This is a genomic window from Alteromonas sp. BZK5, from assembly GCF_014349115.1.
Taxonomy (GTDB): domain Bacteria; phylum Pseudomonadota; class Gammaproteobacteria; order Enterobacterales; family Alteromonadaceae; genus Alteromonas; species Alteromonas macleodii.
Genome location: NZ_JACSOE010000002.1, coordinates 112,283 through 134,137, shown reverse-complemented (window position 1 = coordinate 134,137; position 21,855 = coordinate 112,283). Strand labels below are relative to the sequence as shown.

The 21,855-nt window shown below is 44.9% G+C and carries 25 protein-coding genes; 8 read left to right on the top strand and 17 right to left on the bottom strand.

Annotated features, from left to right (window positions below; all coding sequences use genetic code 11):
- Positions 1 to 9 precede the first annotated feature (9 nt).
- Positions 10 to 993 carry a phosphoserine phosphatase SerB gene (gene serB, locus BIZ39_RS01480; RefSeq protein ID WP_187446176.1) on the bottom strand — a complete coding sequence of 328 codons (984 nt, stop codon included), beginning with the start codon at positions 991 to 993 and terminating at the stop codon, positions 10 to 12.
- Between the two features lie 118 nt (positions 994 to 1,111).
- Between serB and BIZ39_RS01475 the strand changes: the two genes are divergently transcribed.
- A complete protein-coding gene (locus BIZ39_RS01475; protein ID WP_187446175.1) occupies positions 1,112 to 1,828 on the top strand; it encodes a hypothetical protein in 717 nt (238 codons plus the stop codon).
- Positions 1,829 to 1,845: 17 nt separating this feature from the next.
- Here BIZ39_RS01475 and BIZ39_RS01470 read toward each other — a convergent pair whose 3' ends face one another.
- From BIZ39_RS01470 to rpoE, 10 genes are all read right to left on the bottom strand, one after another.
- A complete protein-coding gene (locus BIZ39_RS01470; protein ID WP_049586598.1) occupies positions 1,846 to 2,667 on the bottom strand; it encodes a TatD family hydrolase in 822 nt (273 codons plus the stop codon).
- A gap of 115 nt (positions 2,668 to 2,782) precedes the next feature.
- Entirely contained in the window at positions 2,783 to 3,421 is a 639-nt protein-coding gene (gene pdxH, locus BIZ39_RS01465) for a pyridoxamine 5'-phosphate oxidase (RefSeq protein WP_014950101.1), read from the bottom strand.
- Positions 3,422 to 3,647: 226 nt separating this feature from the next.
- A complete protein-coding gene (gene era, locus BIZ39_RS01460) occupies positions 3,648 to 4,559 on the bottom strand; it encodes a GTPase Era (RefSeq protein WP_014950102.1) in 912 nt (303 codons plus the stop codon).
- 19 nt (positions 4,560 to 4,578) lie between these two features.
- Positions 4,579 to 5,265 (bottom strand): ribonuclease III, encoded by a 687-nt coding sequence (gene rnc, locus BIZ39_RS01455; protein ID WP_014950103.1) that lies wholly within the window; start codon positions 5,263 to 5,265, stop codon positions 4,579 to 4,581.
- Complete coding sequence (gene lepB / locus BIZ39_RS01450; protein WP_014950104.1) at positions 5,265 to 6,167, bottom strand: signal peptidase I; 903 nt, start codon at positions 6,165 to 6,167, stop codon at positions 5,265 to 5,267. The genes rnc and lepB overlap by 1 nt, the downstream gene beginning before the upstream one ends.
- Positions 6,167 to 7,963 carry a translation elongation factor 4 gene (gene lepA, locus BIZ39_RS01445; protein WP_014950105.1) on the bottom strand — a complete coding sequence of 599 codons (1,797 nt, stop codon included), beginning with the start codon at positions 7,961 to 7,963 and terminating at the stop codon, positions 6,167 to 6,169. Before lepA ends, lepB begins: the two co-directional genes overlap by 1 nt.
- A 308-nt stretch (positions 7,964 to 8,271) precedes the next feature.
- On the bottom strand, positions 8,272 to 8,733 hold the full coding sequence (locus tag BIZ39_RS01440) for a SoxR reducing system RseC family protein (RefSeq protein ID WP_187446174.1): 462 nt from the start codon (positions 8,731 to 8,733) through the stop codon (positions 8,272 to 8,274).
- 18 nt (positions 8,734 to 8,751) lie between these two features.
- Positions 8,752 to 9,936: a MucB/RseB C-terminal domain-containing protein gene (locus BIZ39_RS01435; RefSeq protein WP_187446173.1), complete on the bottom strand. Its 1,185-nt coding sequence runs from the start codon at positions 9,934 to 9,936 to the stop codon at positions 8,752 to 8,754.
- A 124-nt stretch (positions 9,937 to 10,060) separates the two neighbouring features.
- On the bottom strand, positions 10,061 to 10,642 hold the full coding sequence (locus BIZ39_RS01430; protein ID WP_014976995.1) for a sigma-E factor negative regulatory protein: 582 nt from the start codon (positions 10,640 to 10,642) through the stop codon (positions 10,061 to 10,063).
- Between the two features lie 99 nt (positions 10,643 to 10,741).
- Positions 10,742 to 11,320, bottom strand: a complete 579-nt coding sequence (gene rpoE / locus BIZ39_RS01425) for an RNA polymerase sigma factor RpoE (protein WP_187446172.1) — start codon at positions 11,318 to 11,320, stop codon at positions 10,742 to 10,744.
- Positions 11,321 to 11,517: 197 nt separating this feature from the next.
- Here rpoE and nadB point away from each other — a divergent pair, with 197 nt between their 5' ends.
- Positions 11,518 to 13,203, top strand: coding sequence for an L-aspartate oxidase (gene nadB, locus BIZ39_RS01420; RefSeq protein ID WP_187446171.1), 1,686 nt, complete (start codon positions 11,518 to 11,520; stop codon positions 13,201 to 13,203).
- Positions 13,204 to 13,514: 311 nt separating this feature from the next.
- On the opposite strand, the gene BIZ39_RS01415 is transcribed toward nadB, so the two are convergent.
- The 3 genes from BIZ39_RS01415 to BIZ39_RS01405 form a co-directional block, all read right to left on the bottom strand.
- Positions 13,515 to 14,387, bottom strand: coding sequence for a MaoC family dehydratase (locus BIZ39_RS01415; RefSeq protein WP_039228294.1), 873 nt, complete (start codon positions 14,385 to 14,387; stop codon positions 13,515 to 13,517).
- A gap of 13 nt (positions 14,388 to 14,400) precedes the next feature.
- Positions 14,401 to 14,796, bottom strand: coding sequence for a hypothetical protein (locus BIZ39_RS01410; protein WP_187446170.1), 396 nt, complete (start codon positions 14,794 to 14,796; stop codon positions 14,401 to 14,403).
- Positions 14,797 to 14,917: 121 nt separating this feature from the next.
- The gene (locus BIZ39_RS01405) at positions 14,918 to 15,169 is read right to left on the bottom strand and encodes a succinate dehydrogenase assembly factor 2 (protein ID WP_014950112.1); all 252 of its coding nucleotides are present in this window, start codon (positions 15,167 to 15,169) and stop codon (positions 14,918 to 14,920) included.
- Between the two features lie 187 nt (positions 15,170 to 15,356).
- On the opposite strand from BIZ39_RS01405, the gene BIZ39_RS01400 reads away from it, so the two are divergent.
- Positions 15,357 to 16,403, top strand: coding sequence for a YgfZ/GcvT domain-containing protein (locus BIZ39_RS01400; protein WP_049586589.1), 1,047 nt, complete (start codon positions 15,357 to 15,359; stop codon positions 16,401 to 16,403).
- Positions 16,404 to 16,462: 59 nt separating this feature from the next.
- On the top strand, positions 16,463 to 16,948 hold the full coding sequence (locus tag BIZ39_RS01395; RefSeq protein ID WP_014950114.1) for a peptidylprolyl isomerase: 486 nt from the start codon (positions 16,463 to 16,465) through the stop codon (positions 16,946 to 16,948).
- Between the two features lie 84 nt (positions 16,949 to 17,032).
- On the opposite strand, the gene BIZ39_RS01390 is transcribed toward BIZ39_RS01395, so the two are convergent.
- On the bottom strand, positions 17,033 to 17,371 hold the full coding sequence (locus tag BIZ39_RS01390; RefSeq protein WP_014950115.1) for a P-II family nitrogen regulator: 339 nt from the start codon (positions 17,369 to 17,371) through the stop codon (positions 17,033 to 17,035).
- A 2-nt stretch (positions 17,372 to 17,373) separates the two neighbouring features.
- The gene (gene nadE / locus BIZ39_RS01385; protein ID WP_014950116.1) at positions 17,374 to 18,210 is read right to left on the bottom strand and encodes an ammonia-dependent NAD(+) synthetase; all 837 of its coding nucleotides are present in this window, start codon (positions 18,208 to 18,210) and stop codon (positions 17,374 to 17,376) included.
- A gap of 413 nt (positions 18,211 to 18,623) precedes the next feature.
- Between nadE and BIZ39_RS01380 the strand changes: the two genes are divergently transcribed.
- A complete protein-coding gene (locus BIZ39_RS01380; RefSeq protein ID WP_039228301.1) occupies positions 18,624 to 19,169 on the top strand; it encodes a GspH/FimT family pseudopilin in 546 nt (181 codons plus the stop codon).
- 38 nt (positions 19,170 to 19,207) lie between these two features.
- Here BIZ39_RS01380 and BIZ39_RS01375 read toward each other — a convergent pair whose 3' ends face one another.
- Positions 19,208 to 19,600: a type IV pilin protein gene (locus BIZ39_RS01375; RefSeq protein ID WP_014977002.1), complete on the bottom strand. Its 393-nt coding sequence runs from the start codon at positions 19,598 to 19,600 to the stop codon at positions 19,208 to 19,210.
- A gap of 78 nt (positions 19,601 to 19,678) precedes the next feature.
- Here BIZ39_RS01375 and BIZ39_RS01370 point away from each other — a divergent pair, with 78 nt between their 5' ends.
- The 3 genes from BIZ39_RS01370 to BIZ39_RS01360 are packed head-to-tail and all read left to right on the top strand — an operon-like array spanning position 19,679 to position 21,823.
- Entirely contained in the window at positions 19,679 to 20,233 is a 555-nt protein-coding gene (locus BIZ39_RS01370; protein ID WP_049586586.1) for a prepilin-type N-terminal cleavage/methylation domain-containing protein, read from the top strand.
- Positions 20,227 to 20,865 (top strand): potassium:proton antiporter, encoded by a 639-nt coding sequence (locus BIZ39_RS01365; RefSeq protein ID WP_049586584.1) that lies wholly within the window; start codon positions 20,227 to 20,229, stop codon positions 20,863 to 20,865. The genes BIZ39_RS01370 and BIZ39_RS01365 overlap by 7 nt, the downstream gene beginning before the upstream one ends.
- Positions 20,852 to 21,823 (top strand): hypothetical protein, encoded by a 972-nt coding sequence (locus tag BIZ39_RS01360; protein WP_049586582.1) that lies wholly within the window; start codon positions 20,852 to 20,854, stop codon positions 21,821 to 21,823. Before BIZ39_RS01365 ends, BIZ39_RS01360 begins: the two co-directional genes overlap by 14 nt.
- Positions 21,824 to 21,855 lie beyond the last annotated feature (32 nt).

The following is a 21,855-nucleotide window of genomic DNA, read 5'->3' as shown; positions in this document are numbered from 1 at the left end:
TCTCGTTAACTACTTGTCTAGAAAATACAGAAGGCTATGTAAACTGCCAATGCGGATTGCCACATCCGCCTTTTCATTAACCAGTGGCTTACCGTGACACGCCACGCCAAGCGCTGATTCAGCCATCATGACCAAATCGTTAGCCCCATCCCCCATAGCAACGGTTTGTTTGGCTGGAATTTGCCACTTCTCAGCAAGGGCGTTTACGGTTCGCGCCTTAACGTCTGCATTGACAATTTCACCCTCTACTTTTCCAGTCAGCTGCTCGTTTTTCACCGCAAGCGTGTTAGAAATGGCAAAATCGAGTCCAAGCCTTGCTTTTAGGTGGTCAGCGAAAAATGTGAACCCACCTGAGGCGATTGCTAATTTCCAATTGTACTGTTTCAAGTGAGTGAGCAAGGCTTGAATGCCAGGCATGATAGGTATGCTGTCACGAATTTGATTAAGGTGACTAACTGGCACGCCTTCCAAGCACGCCACCCTATGCGTTAAGCTATCATTAAACGCAATTTCTCCACGCATTGCCTTAGCAGTAACTTCTGCCACCTGCTCGCCAACACCCGCCAATTTAGCTATTTCATCGATACATTCAATCGCGATGACAGTGCTATCCATGTCCATGACCAGTAGTCCTGGCTTAGACAATGAGGGGCGAGAGCCCTGCAAACCAACATCAACATTATATGCCTTGGATACGTCGCCCAGCAGTGGCTTAATCTGCTCAAGCTCAGTGTTTTGCAAAGCACCTCTAATTTCTATTACATCATCCCCCATTTGCTTGTGTAAATGATGGAAAGCAGCGCTAGAAGGAGTAAACACATCGTTGAGTTTAATTAAAACGCTGTGCAGTAGATAAGGTGTTACAGCTTGACCAATAACGGTTAACGTATGTGAATACGCACTGTCGTTGTGACTATTGCTAACTACATGAGACAAAAAAGAAGCTAAATGGATATCGTCATTATCGATATTATTAAGAAGAGTGTCTTTCATAACGCACACAGAAACTGCGGTGATTGGCAAATGGTGCTCTAATGCTAACCAATTAGGCTAACTAATAAAATATCTCCTTTTAAATTATTTCGAATTATCCTACTGTTAGGCAACCCTCGTGACTTTATGGAAAAGCGAATTGGTAGACGGGCTAAGCAAAGCAGCTTCACAAACAAAGAATGACTCGCATTCGTTGTACACAGTTCTAAAGCGATTGTTCCACACAATAGTAGTGAGTGCGGTGTTTGCTTTGATAGTGGTATTGCTTCTGTTATTCCAACAATACCAAAACGACTGGCTTACCGTTCAAACTCGCTTCTCTGGTGAGAGCATAGCAAGGCAGTATGCAAAACTGCTACAACCTGCCTTTATCGCTGACGCACTTTCGAATCAGGAAACTGAGAACAATGTAGATTCCGCTCTATCTGATACTCTCACTCAACGGGTGTATATTGAAAATGTCGCCTCAATTTTGGTCGACGAACCACACATTCTTGCCTTGTCGGTGTTTGATAAAGACGGGAGGTATATCGCTCCTTTGCCTCAAATTGCCAGTGTGGTGTCGATGAGTCAGTCGCAAAGTGTAACGCCGCTAACCTATGTTGGCGTTATCACTGACGATAATGAAAATTTACTAGGTTATGTGAATATTCACATGAACACGCAGGCTGTCCTCGAGAGTCCACTGACATTGCGTTACCAGCTTGCTCTTATTGCGTGTATTCTCGTCTTTTTAGCGCTCATGCTAGGTATTTACCTAACCCGGGCCTTTTATAAATCTCGCCCATGGTTTATTCAGGTAATCGAATCAAAAAGAAATAAAGAGAAGCGCTAGATAGCTAGTTTGGAAGTCTATGCTTCACTTCCAGCATCAATATTAAATAGTCGAGTGTAGTTCGCTGTGGTGGTGGACACTATTTCTTTATGTGACACGCCATAGCGGTCGCTTATAACATCAACGACATCTGATAAATAACGAGGTTCGTTTGCTTCTCCTTGTCTACCGCACATGGGCATATCAGGGGCATCCGTTTCTAAAAGCAATTTATCAAAATGGTGTTCTAACAAAAACCCAAGGGTGTTTCGTGTTTTTTGAGCACGCTCATAGGTAATCGTACCACCTATACCTAGGTAAAACCCTCTTTCAATATACCCTTTGGCCGCTTCAATACTTCCTGAAAAAGCATGCACAACGCCTATACCTTGGTATTTGGTTTGCTTCAATGCTTCAACTAGCAGATGATGACTTTTTCTGTGATGTAAAATTACGGGTAACGATACTTTATCGGCAAGTTTCAAATGGTTATGTAGCGCTTCCTTTTGAAGCGCTAATGGCACGCTTATATACCCATCGATACCTGTTTCCCCCAAGGCTTTTACCGAAGGGTGCAACTTAGCCGTAGCGTCTTCAAGTTGACGAAGACTCTCCTTGAGTGTTTGCTCTGGCTTTTCAAGCTCGCTGCCAGTCAAAAAATAAGGGTGAAGCCCAAGCGCAGTATCTATAGATAAAAGACTTTCGTAGCGTTCACTGAGCGCTTGTAACGCCTGCCAAGATTCGGGGTTAATGCTAGGCGCCATGATGCGGGTAAGCCCTGCGGCTTTGGCGCTTTCTAATGCAACTCTAAGATCTTTCTTTTGTGCAAGTAAGTCGAGATGGCAATGACTATCAATCACGGTTTAGATGCCTCCTTGTTACTTATCTCGCCGCACGCTATCTACAAGCTCAATAGTTAAACGGGCTCACATTCTAGTGAAGTACTTTAGCGGGAACGAAAGGTGAACGTATTCCCTACGGCATAAGGCGCTGTGTTACCCACGCGCCATCTTCAGTTTTGTTGTATTCAAAGCGGTCATGTAGCCTATCTTCTCCACCTTGCCAAAACTCAATTTGATGAGGCACGATCCTGAAACCGCCCCAAAAGTCCGGCACGGGAAGCTCTTTGTTAGCAAACTTATCTTTTAACTGCTTAAACTGGGTCAGTAGAAGCTCCCTGCTGCCAATAGGTTTGCTTTGTTTTGACGCGTACGCTGCTAGCTGACTGTCTTTCGGTCGCGAAAAGAAATAAGCAGCATTCTCAGAAACAGAAAGCTTTTCAACGCTGCCACATACGCGAACCTGACGCTCCATAAAAAACCAGGGAAAGTGGCACGACACTTTAGGGTTTACCGCTAACTCTTGTGCCTTACGGCTGCCTAAGTTAGTGAAAAACACAAAGCCCTTTTCACTGACATCTTTTAACAAAACAATACGCTGAGAGGGTTGGCCGTTGGCATCGACGGTGGCAACCGTCATTGCAGTAGGATCAGGAATTCCGGCGTCTATGGCGTCTTTTAACCATTTATCGAACATGATAAATGGACTTGAAGTAATATCTGACTCACTCAAACTGCCCTTTGAGTACTGCCTGCGCATATCTGAAATTGCCATATACCGCTCCTAAAAAGAAGTTGTTGTGCCTGCTAGAGATGTTGAAACCGAGTAAATAAACCACCGTGTAAATGCTCACATAAGCGCATCTAACTGAGGTAGTTGTCCACAAGCCATCAGCTACACCACTTGGCGAAAATGCTGACTCACTATCTTTGCTAATATAACGTGCTAATATAACGCCAGTTACAGCTAACTAGCGTTATAAAGATAATATTAGCGTGAACTAGAAGTTACTGTCGTCTCCGTAACCTAGAGAGCGCAGAGCACGTTCATCGTCTGCCCAGCCTTGTTTCACTTTCACCCAAAGTTCTAGAAATACTTTGTTGTCGAACAAGTTTTCCATATCTTTACGCGCTTGCTCACCAATGGTTTTCAAATGCTTTCCGCCTTTGCCGATGATCATGCGTTTTTGGGTTTCACGCTCTACCAAAATCAGACCGCTGATACGATAAACACCGTTGTCAGCCATTTTGAATTGCTCAATTTCCACAGTAGTAGAGTAAGGCAGTTCATCGCCGGTAAAGCGCATAAGCTTTTCGCGAATGATTTCAGCAGCCATAAAGCGGCTTGAGCGGTCAGTAATGTAATCTTCTGGGAAGAAAAACTCACTTTTAGGTAGCGACTTGGCCACTAACTCTCTAATTTCGTCAACCATTCGGCCCTGTTTAGCACTGATAGGGATCATGTGCTCAAACGGGTGCTTTTCGCCAAGTTTTTTAAGGTGAACCATAAAGTTTTCTTTATCTTCAACCTTATCCATTTTGTTTACGATGAGATAGCAAGGAAGGTTCGCTTGTTTAACCTTACTTAATACCATTTCATCTTCGGCGTTGAATCGATCGCCTTCGACAACAAAAAGCACAAGGCCAACTTCAGCCAAAGAGCTTGATGCCGCGCGGTTCATGTAGCGATTAATCGCGCGCTTTTCGTCTTGGTGAAGCCCTGGGGTATCAACGTAAATCGCTTGATAATCACCGTCGGTGTCTATACCAAGAATACGGTGGCGCGTGGTTTGCGGCTTACGCGACGTAATGCTTACTTTTTGACCTAGCAAGCGATTGAGCAAGGTCGATTTACCTACATTAGGGCGACCTACTATGGCAACTAGGCCACAGCGAGTTTGAATATCAGGCATTTCTGGCAAATTCGATTCATCATGCGTTGTCATCAAGCTTCTCCAATGTTAAACGAGCAGCTTCTTGTTCTGCTTTTCGGCGGCTATTGCCAGACGCCACTACCGCTTCTGGTAGACTTTCTACCTGACAGCTAACTTCAAAAGTCTGAGCATGATCTTTCCCTGAAATAGATAGCACTTCATAGGTTGGTAGCGCTTGTTTACGGCCTTGTAAAAACTCCTGAAGACGAGTTTTGCTGTCTTTAGGGTGGGCATTAGGGTCTAGTTTGTTAATGCGGGTTTCCCATAAACGGTCTATAACGCCTCGTACCTCGTCCATACCGGAATCGAGATAAATAGCCCCTAAAATAGCTTCAACTGCATCGGCTAAAATCGAACTTCTGCGATGACCACCGCTTTTGAGCTCACCGGGCCCTAAGTTAAGTAGTTCACCCACACTGGCTTCCTTTGCAAGTTCTGCCAGTGTGTCTCCTTTAACCAAAGTAGAGCGCATTCGTGTGAGTTTGCCTTCTGGCACAGTTGGGAATCGCTTAAACAGCGTTTCCCCAACAATCATGCCTAAAATAGCGTCACCCAAAAATTCTAGTCGCTCATTGTGCTGTTTAGCCGCACTGCGATGAGTAAGTGCTTGTTCCAATAAAGCTTCATTGGTAAATGTGTAGCCTATCGCCTTGTACAGACGACGATATTTATCAATTCCCTGCATTAATGAATGCCACCTGCTCGCTCAAATCGAACACCTGTTGGTACCCAAGTTGGAAGGAAGTCTGACGGACTGCGCTCAAATTCAAATGAAATCCAAATCGCCACCGCTTTTCCAACCAAGTTTGCATCTGGCACAAAACCCCAGAAACGGCTGTCGCGGCTGTTGTCACGGTTATCGCCTAGCACGAAATACTGACCTTCTGGCACAATCCACTCATTGCTGCGCGTTCCAGGCTGGGTATAAAAATTAACCGGCGAAATCTCGCGTACTGGGTGGCGTAAAATGTCGTGCTCTACTGTGCCTAAATCTTCGGTGTAACGCATAAGCTGCGCCATGTCCTGTACGAACTCACCACGCTCTTGGAACGTCAGCGGTACGGCTTTCAATTTAGGACAGTTGTTGCCAGTCTCACACTTCGGTTTGATATAAACCTGTTTATTTTGATAAACCACAGTATCGCCAGGTAAACCGATCACGCGCTTAATGTAGTCTATTGAAGGCTCTTCAGGGTACTTGAAAACCACCACATCACCACGCTCTGGAACGCCAGTTTCAATCAGCTTACTTCTGAAAACCGGGTCTTTCACGCCATAGGCAAACTTTTCAACCAAAATGAAGTCACCCACTAACAGAGTGGGCATCATTGAGCCTGAAGGAATTTGAAATGGTTCATATAAAAACGAACGCAATACCAATACGAAAGCGATTACAGGAAAAATCTGTTGCGAAGTATCAACAAGGTACGGCAGTTGAGGATCTTCTCCATAGCCCGCTCCTTCTGCGGTTGCCGCAGCCTGTAAACGTGCTTTTCGCTTTGGTGCAAACACTAGGCTATCCACTAGCCAGATTAATCCTGTTATTAAGGTGAGTGCCACCAAAATCAAGGAGAAGTAATTCGCCATTATTTGCCCACCTTCAATACTGCAAGGAACGCATCTTGTGGCAATTCAACATTACCCACTTGCTTCATTCGCTTTTTACCTTCTTTCTGCTTTTGAAGTAGTTTCTTCTTACGGCTTACGTCACCGCCGTAACACTTCGCGATTACGTTTTTACGTAGCTGTTTAACTGTACTTCTTGCAACAATATGGTTACCGATAGCCGCCTGAATAGCGATATCGAACATTTGTCGTGGAATAAGCTCGCGAAGCTTTTCGACCAGCTCACGACCACGGCCTTGAGAGTTTTCTCTGTGCGTAATTACCGCTAACGCGTCTACACGTTCACCGTTAATTAGAATATCAACACGCACCATGTCTGATGTCTGGAAACGCTTAAAGTTGTAATCAAGCGATGCAAAACCACGGCTCGTAGATTTCAAACGGTCGAAGAAATCGAGCACCACTTCTGCCATTGGCAGTTCATAAGTTACCGCCACTTGCTTACCGTGGTATGTCATGTTGGTTTGCATACCGCGCTTTTCAACGCAAAGTGTAATTACGTTGCCTAGATACTCTTGTGGCACAAGAATATTGGCTTCAACCATAGGCTCACGAATTTCAGCGATATCATTTACCGGAGGCAATTTAGCTGGGCTATCTACGGTAAGGGTTTCGCCCTTGGTCGTTTCTACTTCGTATATTACGGTAGGCGCAGTAGTGATAAGACCCAAGTCATATTCACGCTCTAAACGCTCTTGAATGATTTCCATGTGCAGCATGCCAAGGAAACCAATACGGAATCCAAAACCTAGCGCTGCAGAGCTTTCTGGCTCATAGAATAGTGAAGCGTCGTTCAGGCTTAATTTCGCCAGGGCGTCACGGAAATCTTCATAATCGTCTGAGCTTATTGGGAAAATACCGGCATAAACCTGAGGTTTAACCTTTTTAAAGCCAGGAAGCATTGCGTCAGCTGGCTCGCGAGCCAAGGTAATGGTGTCGCCCACAGGCGCGCCTTGGATATCTTTAATTCCTGCGATGATAAAGCCTACTTCGCCGGCTCTTAATGTGCCCGTATCGAGTGGCTTAGGCGTAAATACACCAATTTTGTCAACCTGATGCGTTTGACCGTTTGACATAATTTGAATTTTGTCTTTCTTAGTCAACTGGCCTTCGACAATACGTACCAGTGAAACAACGCCTTGATAGTTGTCAAACCAAGAATCGATAATCAACGCCTTAAGTGGCGCTTCGCGGTCACCTTCTGGCGGCGGAATTTTATTTACAATAACTTCAAGTACATCTTCAATACCGATACCGGTTTTTGCTGAGCAGCGCACAGCGTCCAGCGCATCGATACCAACAATATCTTCAATTTCTTCTGCAACGCGGTCTGGTTCAGCTTGAGGCAGGTCGATTTTATTTAGTACAGGCACCACTTCCATATCCATCTCGATGGCGGTATAGCAGTTTGCCAATGTCTGTGCTTCTACGCCCTGACCTGCATCAACAACCAAAAGCGCACCTTCACAGGCAGCAAGAGAACGAGATACTTCATAGGTAAAGTCAACGTGTCCGGGAGTGTCGATGAAGTTAAGCTGATAAGTTTCACCGTCGCGCGCTTCGTAGTTCAGCGTTACGCTTTGCGCTTTGATAGTAATACCGCGCTCTTTTTCCAGGTCCATTGAGTCGAGAACCTGTTCAGCCATTTCACGGTCTGTTAGCCCTCCACAATGCTGGATTAGACGGTCTGACAGCGTAGACTTACCGTGGTCAATGTGGGCGATAATACTAAAGTTACGAATGTGCGATTGTTGCATAATGCTGGAAATTACCTGCAGAAAAATTCATTAAACAAAAAATGCTGCTTGCCTTGCTTAAAGGGTTATACGCAGCGCGTGCGGATTTTACCCATTTCTTGCGCGAAAAGCGAATTGGCGTGGTGGAAAATTTATTACTTTCAAGAAACATAACGAATGGAAGTGGCAACCTGACGTGACTTCCTCGTTCTATCTCAAAACTCGGCTACATTGATGAGCGTGAGTTAACGCTATCATCTTGTATAAATCGGCCTCGTATGGAGCAGTCCCGTATTAAACCATTGAGCAGCGTAAAGCCCTTCAAAAAATCAATGTTCTACTGCACTGTGATCTTGTTGACCCAATAGGACAGGTTGATATTTTGTACGTTCTACACAACGCAACTTGTAAGCAATTAACTTATAGGTAAGGAAGGTTACTAACCCACTAGGCAGCATGGCCCATAACTCGTGAGTAAAGCCGTTACTGCTAAGTAATGATATAGACACCGAATATGCCCCGATAAACGCTATGAGCGGTAGCAAATACAACCAAGCCGATGCACTTAAAATACCTGCTTCCGGTATACCTACAGTCACTTCTTGGCCAACCCGCACAGGCATGGGAGTACGCAGCGTCAACTGCTGCGTTTTCGATGCAAGCGCACGAGAAATAACGCCGGTACCACAATCACTTTGTGCTTGGCATGCGTTACAGGTCGATTTAATCGCTGCTTCTACGGTGACCGTATCGCCATTAACGGCAACTACGGTGGCGGTTTCTCTTATCATTGTTACTCAATCGCGCGGTTATTCACTTACACTGCTGACGGGGCGTAAAGACGTAGCAATAGCGTTAGCGGTTTGCAAAGGTATTTCTCCCACCACTGTCACCTGGGCCTTGCCGTCTGTTAACGTTAAGAACGTACTCACTTCATTGCGCAGCGCCAGCGTTTCACCTAACGCATCTTCCGCAGGCTGAACGTACACAGATACGTCAACCAATCCATCTGAAAAGAGTTTATATTCTACAATCTGACCTGTTAAGGCCAATCGTCTTGTATCTTGCTTTATTTCTCGCATGCCAGCCGGCAAATAGGTGACATCCCATTTGTGTGCACGATTTGGCGTGTTGCTCAGCGCCATGGGCGCGGGTAACGACGCAGAATTAATTCGTGAGAAATAATCAGCAGGCTCTGGCGATATCGCAAAGGCCGTGACCTGAATCTGCTCTAATAGCGCCCCTTGCAAATCAAGCATGTTCAGTTTGAGCAACATACCAGACGACTCATCCAGCCACAGTTGATAACCAAATCGCGTGTTATCTCGGCTAACTATTCGAATTTGTTGCGCTGAACGTCCTGCCACCCGCGCTCTTCCCACAGCGACGAACTCATAGGCTTCGGCAAGCTGTTCAGGATGATACAATAATACACTTGGTATTGGACCGTTGATATGCTTTGAACGCAAGCTATAGGGTTGTACATCTGGCTCAAATACACTCACCACATCGTTCACACGAATAAGCTCGCGGCCTGGTCCATTTTGAAGATTTAACTGCTCTAATTCAGAGCCATCTTCCATTATCCCGTGGCGCCATAAATATGGAACGGTTTCCTTTCCTGCAATAGTTTGCACAAAAGACACTTGGAAATTGGCATTGGTTATAATGTTTTGAAGTTCAGCTAGCCACTGATTGGCCGATTGAGGCTCTCTTGTGCGAGAAGCAGATGCATTTTGCTCGCTTCGACTTTGTTCAAGTTGCTCTTGAATCACGTCTTCTCGCACTGCTTCTTCTTGATCAGCTTCATCTAGTCGGCCAGCTCTCGTGTTTGATTCTGAGTTAGCGTCTAATTCAACGTCGCCATCATTCACGATTTGGACTGGGGCAATATGAGCTTTCGTTTCTTCGCTCAGCGAAGTAGTTTGGGCAATAGTGGGCTGAATAGCCGCGCCCGAAATGAAAAAAAGTGCAAGGATAGAACTACAGCGCATTTTTTCCTGCCTTAAAACAAACATACCAGCAGTATATGCTGGTATGATTAAAATATGAAATGTATGTCAGTCGCAATTTACTTGCGAAAGCACATTCCAACTAATGTTGACTGGCTGCGATAACTTATGGGCGCTCTGGTCCACTTGTTTCGCTTTCACCTTCGTCCTCTTGCGCTTGCTTAAGCTTTATTTGCTGCTCATGATCAGCAATCAATGCATTAATTTTGCGCTTCTTCTCAAGCATTTCATTCATGTCGTTACGTGGTAACGTTCTGGTTTGTTCCAAACTCACTGGAGACAATCCACCTTGAGGAGCAATCGTTGGCGCTGTCATAAATGGCTCGGTAGGCGCTTCTTGATTAGTGTATTGAACACCAAAGATAACTGCCACTGCCACCGACGCAGCTACTGCAAACTGGCCTGACTGCTTCGCAAAAGGAACAACATTGCCAATCAATGGTATCGACTGCCAGCGCGAGCGTTTAGGTGCGACTATAGCTGGCTCGTTTTCAAGCGCAGCTGCTACGCTTGCGGTGATGTCCAACTGTGGAGCAACACTTGCTTCTTTTCGCATTGCACCGCGATACACATGGTAACGTTGCCATTTGGCCTGAAGCGCTTCATCTTGCTTAATCGCATCGATGATGTCATTGCCTTCTATCTCACCATCCATGAATGCGGACAATTTTTCTTGCTGTTGCGTCATATATTCATTTCCAGATCAAAGTGATCGTTAACTACCCTAACACAGCTGTTAGTCATCGTGGAAAAAAGAAAGTTCATCTTTTTTTGATTTTATTTCTTTTTAATTTTCTAACAACGGTTGAATAACTTTATCAATCGCCTCGCGAGCCCTAAAAATACGGGATCTCACCGTACCCACAGGACACGACATTACGTTCGCGATTTCTTCATAGCTCAACCCTTCAATTTCACGCAGCGTTATCGCCATACGTAAATCGTCCGGCAGCTTCTCAACTACCTTAAACAGGATTTCTTCAATTTCCTCAGATAACAGGCTTCGCTCGGGTGTAGATTGCTCTTTTAATGCATCACTACCTTCGTAGAAATCTGCTTCGTCAGCATCGACATCGCTTGCAGGCGGCTTGCGACCTTGAGATACAAGATAGTTCTTGGCACTGTTTACCGCAATGCGATAAAGCCAAGTATAAAATGCACTGTCGCCACGAAAATTAGGTAAGGCGCGGTATGCTTTAATAAACGCTTCTTGAGTTACATCAGCAACGTCACCAGTATTTTTCACATAGCGAGAAACGAGATGCATCACTTTATGTTGGTAACGAGTTACCAACAAATTGAACGCATTTTTATCGCCACGCTGTACTTTTTCGACCAGTTGTTGGTCGGTTATCTGCTCGCTCATTCGAGCCATTACTCCCTACTTCAACTACACAATAGCTCTAACAAGCATGTGTATAGACGCGTTCTTTTTACAAAAGTTCTGTAAAAGCATTAAATATTTTAAAAAATGCTTAGGCCAGGGGGCAAGAATGATTGTGTTTTGCTACTCATCCTTTAGACTTGCCGAACCTTTGCTCGTTTGAATTGATATAAAAATACATGAAATCTGTATCGTCTTCACTAACTTCCACATCAAATGCAATAGAACACCGTTGTGACGTATTGATTATTGGGAGTGGCGCGGCAGGATTGAGCTTAGCGCTTAAGCTTGCCGACCATTGTCAGGTTATTGTACTTAGTAAAAGTGACCGCAATGAAGGCTCTACCCGCTATGCACAAGGTGGTATTGCCGCAGTATTCGATGAACAAGACTCCATTGACGCACACGTAAAAGACACGCTTGCTGCAGGTGCTGGGCTTTGCGAAGAGCCAGCCGTAAGATTTACTGCAGAACGAGCAAAGGCGTCACTTGAGTGGCTTATCAGCTACGGTGTACCGTTTGATACAGAAAAAAGTGAATCTGGTGAAGAGCGCTTTCACCTTACCCGCGAGGGTGGACACAGCCACCGGCGAATTCTTCACGCTGCAGATGCCACAGGCGAAGCGCTTCAAATTACATTAAACGACGCAGTATCGACCCATCCAAACATCCACGTATTTGAGCGCTATAACGCCATTGATCTCATTCCTTCAAAGGAAGAAAAGAACAGCGTGGTGGGTGCTTATGTTTGGAATAGACAACAAGAGCACGTTGAAGTAATTCGCGCCCCTTTCGTTGCGCTAGCGACTGGCGGTGGTAGTAAGGTGTACCAGTATACATCGAACCCCGATGTGTCGAGCGGTGACGGCATTGCCATGGCATGGCGAGCGGGTTGTCGCGTGGCCAATATGGAATTCAATCAATTTCATCCGACTTGCTTATTCCACCCGCAAGCACGCAACTTCTTGATTACAGAAGCGCTGCGCGGCGAAGGCGCAAACCTCTGCCACGCCGACGGTACCCGCTTTATGCACAAATTTGATGAGCGTGGCGATCTTGCGCCGCGCGACGTAGTCGCTCGCGCAATCGACTATGAAATGAAGCGATTGGGCGCTGACTGCATGTACTTGGATATCAGTCATAAGCCTGCTGACTTTATCGTTAAGCACTTCCCTAATATTTATCGAAAGTGCCGCTCGCTTGGTATCGATATAACCCGTGAACCTATCCCAGTCGTGCCTGCTGCGCACTACAGCTGCGGCGGAGTGATGACCGACTTTAATGCCAAAACCGACTTGAATAATGTATACGCAATCGGTGAAGTGGCCTACACAGGTCTGCATGGCGCCAACCGCATGGCATCTAACTCTTTACTTGAGTGTGTGGTTTTTGCCAGCGCTGCAGCGGAAGATATTATTAAAAATCTTCCCAGTGCAGACTGTGAAGAGTCTATTGCGCCTTGGGATGAGAGCCAAGTGTCTAACTCTGACGAAGAAGTCATCATTCAACATAACTGGCACGAACTTAGGCTGTTTATGTGGGATTACGTAGGTATTGTACGCACGGATAAGCGCCTTGAACGGGCCATGCGCCGCATTAAGCTATTAGAGCAAGAGATTACTGAGTATTACTCACACTTCAGGGTAAGTAACAACCTGCTAGAGCTTCGAAACCTTGTTACGGTTGCAGAACTCATTGTGCGATGTGCGATGGAGCGAAAGGAAAGCAGAGGGTTACACTTTAATTTGGACTACCCTGAACAGTTAGACAACCCCGTTCCTACAATACTTATTCCCAGAAAACAGCTGTCGGGCGCCGACGTTGGCTCGCTAATTACTCAAGACAGCTTCGCCGATGCCGACTAGTGCATAAAGTAAGGTCTATATCAGTCTAAAGAAGGCGCTAATGTTAATGCGCCTTCTTTAATAACTGGACAATACATTCACACAGCATCATTTAGCGCTCAATAAAACACTCAAACAAAAAGAGAGCATCGCAGCATGCTCTCTTTTCACCGTCCACAGTTTTTAACCAGTCTGTTCCCTTTCAAATTCACACGCTTTGCTAGGAAACTTGCCAGCGCCTTCTGAGTGAGCAATGATCTATGCAGATTGGTATTAACCTTAGGTTATCTCCCGCTTATCTTTTACAGCTCTACACCTGATTAAACGTTAATTCAGGCCTGATTAAACACTAAACTAGCAGATAAGTGCACAAGGCTGTCATTACTATCGGTAACGTCTATTAGCACACTATTATCCGTTTTACAGTGTTGTTGAATATGGATGTCACAGGGCAAAAACACGGGTTTTCTAAAGCGGCAATTTACTTCTTTTACGCTCATAGATTGTCTGAAGTCTTGATGACTTACAAACGCCGACACAGCGCGTGACAATGTCCACATGCCGTGCGCTATAGGCTGTTTAAACCCAAATGCTTTGGCAGATATTGCAGACAAGTGAATAGGGTTATAGTCACCAGAAAGCTTTGCATAGCGGCGACCTGTATTAGCCGAGGCACTAATTTCGCCGATGAGCGCCCTATTCTCTAATTCACAATCGTCATGTAAGTCATTTTTAGCACCAAGTGGAGCTACATGAACGGCTTTCACCTTCACTAAGTAACTACTTATCGCCCTGTAAACCAGATTCCCTGCCTGCAGCGCCTCTAACATCACATCCACTTCCCAACCTCGGTTATGCGGTCTCACATCGTGAAAGCGCACGCGACATTCAAATGGTTCGCTTAAATCGCAATGGTCTATAACCGATACTTTGTTAGCAGCGTGGATAAGGCCAAGCAATGGAAATGGGCTTTGTTTGTCCAGCAAACACTGCATTTGCAATGGTAAGGAAAGCATCTGCAAATAAAGTGGATGGACATGCTCATTTGCCGGCCAGTCAACTTCCTGACAAAAAGAAGCGTAGTGCACATTGTCGACATTGAGCGTTTTGGTATAGATGCGCTGAGGCAACGTAGGCGGTTTAAATTGCATAAGCTGCCTGGCGTCAACGCGTTTAAATAACGCTTTGGTATACTCACGAAACATCTTTTTAATTCCTTTAAGGCGTTGCCTTTCGGGCCAAGATAATGGCTCTAGCCAACCGGCGATAGTCTGCTTCGCAGCACTCACCTTTTAAGATCCAAGCGAGATGGCTATGATCTTTTTCAAACCATCTGCGTTTTTGGCGCAGCACATTGATACACAGCCCCCAAGTAAAGAGCTGGGAAGAATGATGAATATTCATTGATGTGCCGTCGACCTGAGCATCAACTAACAACCTACCTTTTGGCATGCTTTGCAAATCCAGTGGGAGCGTGCTGTCGTCAACAACCCGGATAACACCATCGCTGGTCAAAGAGAGAGCGTATTGAGTAGCAGAAATTTTGTTACTAAACGCGTCATAAAGACGCCAGAAAATAACTAACGTGGTTGCAACAGCAACAAGCGCTATCAATTTTGAGAAGCTCAGCCAAGACCACAAGTATTGAGGAAGGCTGCACAATGCTGCGAAAAGACAAACAGCAACGCATACTTCCCCAAATAACCTTCTAAACCTATTGTGCGTAATGCAAATTCTATACTTTGACACGGTTGACGATAGTCGCCACCATGGCGGCTAGTTCAGGGTCTTCGCACTTTTGGTGTCCCATGATCCATGCAAACAAATCAGGGTCATCACTGGTAAGTAAACGTTCAAATGTTTCTTGATCTTCATAACTTAAAGAATCGAAGGCTTCTTCCACAAAAGGAAGTAAAAGTACGTCTAATTCTAGCATGCCTCTGCGACACGCCCACTTTAATCGCGCTAATCTTTTTGGTTCAAACATATGTCTTTCATACCGTTTTTTATTCGCTAACAATAATACCATGCCCTATGCGTGGGGATCACTGCTCTTTTGGTCAGATAGGCAAACTAAATAGAACTTAATCTGCGCACATTCCCATGTATTGCCCTTGAATATTGGTGGTTTTACCATACCTTGAGTACATACAGCGAATTTTACAGTGGTGAATATGACATCTATCGCATCATTACAAAGTCTTCCAAGTGAATTTGTGGTCAAGCTTTCAAATGCCATGATAATTTCTTTGGAAGGAGAACAGGCCGACAGTTACCTGCAAGGGCAAATTACGGTCAACATTAATAAGCTAACCGAAAATACTGCCAGGCATTTCGCCCATTGTGATAATAAAGGCAAGACGTGGTCTACCGGGTACGTAACTCGCCACCAAAACAAATTATTGTTGGTTACCAATGAAGATGCGGGTAGTCATTCATTAGCACAGCTTAATAAGTATGGTGTGTTCTCTAAGGTTGATATTCTCGACGACACACAAACATACAGCGCTTATTTTATTTCGCTTGATGCAGTGAAAACTAACGAAGTAAAGGCAGCGTTAAGCCAGCTTTTCTCCGAAAACGAAGTGGAACGCCTTCTAGAGAGCGATACTCCTGACAATGGCTCTCTTGAAAAGGTCGAGAGCGAACACGGCGTCGCCTATTTTGCCAATACTAGCTGCAAAGGAATTATTGTTCTTTTAGATGATAATGGCGCAAAGCAAATAAATTCGTTAATAGAGGCGCAAACCCTTTCTTGCTATCCCCAAACCGTGTTTGACGCTATACAAATTCAAAGCGTACACGCTTTAGTGCAAGGCGACGCAGTGGCGGAATACGTGCCCCAGATGATTAATGTGCAGGCGCTCAACGGTATCGACTTTGATAAAGGCTGCTATATGGGGCAAGAGGTGGTTGCGCGAACCCGCTTTCTGGGTAAAAACAAACGCGCCGCCTACAGCTTTAAGCTTGAAGGTAACGTAAATATTAAACCTGGCGATGCATTAGAAAAGCAGTTGGGCGAAAATTGGCGTATAGCGGGCAAAATACTCAATGTTGCATCGCTTGATAATGAAACCTGGTTTATTGCAGTGCTCAACAACGATACCACCAGCGAAGATTTACACAGATTGGCTGATAATAACGCCATTACCTGTTACCCTAATACTTTGCCGTACAGTATTGAGCAGAAAGCTAGCAATATTGTGAAAAAACGTCGATAAGCAGTTTTTACTGCATTACATTTATTGCCCTTTATTAAAGGGCCAAGATAGGATTTGTTATGACAATTACTTCTGACAGCGTTGTAACGCTACACTACACCGTATCTACCGAAGACGGCACAACGCTAGACTCTTCAGAAGGGAAATCGCCACTAGTAGTACTACTAGGCCGTCGCTTCTTAATTGAAGGACTAGAAGATGCACTTATTGGTAAATCGAAGGAAGATAGCTTCAACGTTTCAGTAAACCCTGAAAAAGCATACGGTGAACGTGCTGACGAACTTGTACAAACTGTACCACGCTCAATGTTTGACGGTATGGATGTTGAAGTGGGTATGTCTTTCCGCGCAACTACGCCACAAGGTGAGCAATCGGTCATTATCATTGAAACAACTGACGAAGAGGTTGTTGTTGACGGTAACCACCCTCTTGCCGGTATTCCGCTAACTTTTGACGTAACTGTTGTTGACGTACGAGAAGCAACGAAAGAAGAGCTTGAGCACGGTCATGTACACAGTGAAGGCGGTTGTGGTCACGACCACTAAGTCACGTTGCTATTAAGCTTTAATAAATACTTAATATATTAAAAAAGGAGCCATTGGCTCCTTTTTTTAATAAACACCATTTAATTAAATCGCGTCTTCGTTTTGTTCACCGGTACGAATACGTACGGCGGTCTCAACGTTGTAAACGAAGATTTTCCCGTCGCCAATTTTGCCTGTCTTAGCTGACGTTTGAATAGCTTCAACCGCTTGCTCAACGCGGTCATCGTCCAATACAAGCTCGATTTTGATCTTGGGTAGGAAGTCAACTTGGTACTCAGCACCGCGATAAAGTTCAGTATGGCCTTTTTGACGACCAAACCCTTTCACTTCTGACACTGTCATCCCTGCGATACCGACTTCAGCTAGCGCTTCCCTAACATCGTCCATTTTGAACGGTTTAATGATAGCTTCAATTTTTTTCATGACTACAACTCATCGTAAATTGTTGGAATTGGCACACGTTTATGCTGTGTACGCTCATAAATATAGAGCAATTTCTCTTCCACTTCCGCAGAAACTGGCTTTCCTTCCAAAAAGTCATCAATTTGGTCGTAAGACATGCCCAATGCTTGCTCATCGGCTTTTTGCGGAGACAGGCTTTCCAAGTCAGCAGTTGGCGCTTTAGTGATGACGTTATGTGGTGCACCCAAATGGGCTGCCACTGCACGTACTTGGCGCTTACTGAGACCAAACAACGGCGCAAGGTCACATGCACCATCACCATACTTGGTATAAAACCCTGTAATATTTTCAGCCGAATGATCGGTACCTAAAACGAGGCCATCAACCATCCCAGCAATTTCATACTGGATAACCATACGGGTACGTGCTTTAACATTTCCTTTCACAAAGTCTTGTTTCGCTTCATTGTCGGGAAGAAGGTTAGCACTGGCAAGCGCTTGTGAAGTAGACGCATGAATAGCATCTGCACCAGGTTTTACATTCACTGCAAGAGAATGAGAGGGCTGGATAAAGTCGATAGATTTCTGTGCATCGTCTTCATCGGCTTGGGTATCATAAGGTAAACGAACCGCGATAAATTGGTATTTTTCGTGGTGCTCATCGTTTAATTCATTTACTGCTAATTGAGCTAACCGACCCAATGTGCATGAATCAATGCCGCCACTAATACCCAGTACCAGCGAATTTAAACCAGAAGTAAGTAACTGCTTTTTTATGAACGAGACTCGACGTGCGACTTCGTACTCTACGTCAATTTCAGGCAGCACTTTCATTTCATCAATAACTGCTTGTTTTTGCATCATTATATCCACGTATTTTTGGGGCGTCCTGGAACTTGATTCTACGACAATCTGACCGCAGATGTTAGTGGTATCCGCGCATCTATTTGGATTTACTCTTCTGGTATTGCAGTTGTGCAGCACTTAAGGTCAGCAATTTATTTATTATTAAGTTGAGATTTAAGCACAGCAGAACGACAAGCCATTAAACGTAAGGCGTATGGCCAAATATGCGGTTGCGCGGTAAAACATACCTTTGCCAACTCAAATTAGTTTACCCTAAAATATGAGTAAGTAGCGTAAAATTATGGCGCTACAACATTACATTGGAGAAAGGCGGCGCAAAAGCAAACCCGCCTGTTTCTCTTTATAGCAACGCGTGGAATCGAATACCGTTTATGACAAACACTAGGCTTACAGCACGACTATCCATAATGTCGAGACAGCAAGGACTAACCCTTCTAGAAATGCTTGTTGCCGTCGCTATTCTTGCCATTATTCTCACCACGGTTGCGCCTGGCATTCAAAATATCGTAATCAAAAATAGAATTACCTCTGACTTAAACAATTTAAGTGCAGTGGTTCAACGCGCTCGCTTTTCTGCGGTAGACGAACAAACCAACGTAGTGCTGTGCCCTACGCAAAACTATACAGCCTGCACGTCGAGTTGGCGCAATGCAAAAATGGTGTTTATAGATGCAAATGGAAACGGCGGCCGGGATAACAATGAGGTCTTAATTGTAGCAAGCGATCCACTTAGTAATGCCAATACCATCTCCGGTATAACCGGCAGCCTTATCTTCGACGAGCAAGGCGGAATAGACCGCGCCGCAACCATCACCTTATGTCCCAATAACAACGATGCAAACTATGCATCAGCACTTTTATTATCGCTTTACGGAAGAATATCTGTTGCCGTAGACAGTGATGACAACGGCAAAAAAGAAGACTTAGAAGGTAATGAGTTAAGCTGTAGCTAACCGTTCACTTTTCGTATCGTTAAGTTTCGAGCATTTTCTTACCAACATTCTGTGGGCGTCAGTGCGTCTTCACGTATTTTTATTACTCTACAGCTGTCCGTAGATGCTCTAGATGTCAGTGTAGCACTAATTTCATACATTCCCGTGTCGCTGATGGTTTGTGAGATGCGTACGCTGGCTATTCCAGAGGGTGGCAACGCATCGTGCGTTACGTACTCGCCTGTGAGTAGCCAACTTCGCGACTGAATTGCTTGGGCAGACAGAAGGTACGCTTTGACCTTGTTGAGCTGACTTAGTTGTTTGCTAGCGGTAATTGCCGACGTAGTCGCAACGCACAATATGCCTGCTATAGCCGTTGCAACCAGTATTTCTACAAGCGAAAACCCTTCAGTCAGATGATGTTGTATGTACGCTTTATAATTCCCTTCCATGGTACAGCTATCTCTCTAATTGAATTTCAGTACATTGAGATTACCAATATGAATTAAGCAGGGTAACTGGACTTACGCATGGCTTTTCACGCTTACACATCCAACAACAAGCTAAGCATTCCACAACGGAGATTGAATGGGTTTACGCTTGTAGAAATGCTAGTTGTACTGGCAGTAATCAGTCTCCTATCGTTAATTGCTATTCCTTCATTTGATGCATGGAATGAGCGAAATGCCTTTAAACATGCTGCCACCGGAATAGCCTCACTCGCAAAACAGGCGAGAATGAAAGCACTAATAAACAAAAAGAACATGTTCCTGATTGCGCAAATTGAACACAATAGCTGTGTGCTCGTGAGCGAAGAAGACTCGTGCTCTTGCGCCACCCGCCAAAGCTGTGCCTTGACTGAGTCGAGTTTCTTGTCATTGCCTTCGCGGTGGAATACAGAATTGAGCACAACCAATAATGAGGACAAGATTGTCGCGTTCAATAAAAACGGTACCCTCAATTTTGCGAGTAATACGACGCTAACGCTTTCAAGCCAGCGCTTCAGGGCAAAGTTAGTTATTAATACATTGGGGCGAATAAAGCTATGTAGCGTTCAGTCTATTTCTGGAATAGCGCCATGCTAATACATGTAATGCGTCGTGGCGCAATCAAGCCGTATTGTGGATATAGTCTCACCGAACTGCTGGTGGCCTGTGGCTTGGCAAGTATAGTGATTTCAGCCGTTGCAACTCAAGCGGCGCGGTCGCACATTGCACACTCATCAATTCAACACGCTACCAGCGTAGAAGACGACATACGTGCACTACAAAGTACAATTACACGACACCTAAGCAAAGCGGGTTTTGTTTACTCCCCTAACACCCTATCACCTTTCGGTGCGACCACAATCGAAAATACGGTATTCGAAGTAACCACTGGCCACCGCGCAAATGAGCCTGAAAATAGCTGTGTTACCTTTTCTTATGATAAGAACAAGGACGGCGTGGTATCGCAGGCTCAGGGGGAGTTTTTTGGATACCGATTGCACGACAATGCCATCGAGTACCGAGTAGCAGGGCATTCCTGTATACAAAGCGGTTGGTACGACTTAACCGATACGCAAACTACCGTTGCCACCAAATTCACGGTTAACCGAAGGCACAGCAGTAGCTGGGGAAGTGCCTATGAAATTGAAATAGAGTTGCACAGTAAAGTTGATCCTACCGTCAAAAGCGCCAGAACGTTCATAGTTGAGGCTGTCAATGCCTACGACTAATACCGAAATGCAGTGGCCTCAAAGAGGCAACAGAAAAACTGAGTTTAGAACAAGCCATGGAGGGGTTGTACCTACACGCCATACTGCACCGCTTCGTTTTCAGCAAGGCATCGCCGTGTTGGGAATTGTGGCCATATTATTAAGCGCTATTACCTTCTCAGCTATAAGTACATCACAGCAGGTTCAACAATTTTATACGATTGAAAAGACAAAGCGGGATACCGAGAAGGCGCATGTTACACACATGCAGCAAGTCAAAGAAATCGCCACGTTGTTACGAAGTCATTCGGTCTCGCAAACGTTGAATAGGATAGACACATCCAATGCAACGATACTTATTGAGCAGACCGATTTAGTTGGTGAAGAACAGCAGTCTTTGCAACACTTTGACGTGCGGGTTTCCCAAGACGAAAGTAATACGATTTTTACAGCTAAATTTCTGCGCTATCCGTCACTGTTAAGGCTACCTACTTCAACTCAACAATTATCATGGGACAATCAGCTTACCGAATGGCTGTTTAATCGAAGCATAGAGCACCTGAGTGCGACGTATTTTCCTCAAAGCGTTGCTAAACAGGATTGTGTGAACCTTCCGCCTGCCAGTATTTTCTGGATAGAGGGAGATTGCCAATTGGATAACGAAGATATTGCACACTCAGACGAAAACCAGCCTTTAATGCTACTGATAGTGGATGGCGACCTTTCACTTCACGCTGATACGCAATTCCATGGTTTGATAGTTATGCTTTCCACCACGCCATATACGCACACTTTGCATGTTTCACCTGAGGCATCTATAAAAGGCGCTTACGTTTCCAACCATCCCTTGAACACGAGTCTTGATGGGTCATTAACACCGTCCACCACGGTGCTAAAAAACCTTCAATCGCACACTACACTCGCTAAAATTATCCCTATCCCGGGTTCATGGTATAGGAATAACTCAACAAACGATTGAGCTGAATATTAGGTAAACGAAAAACCAGAAAT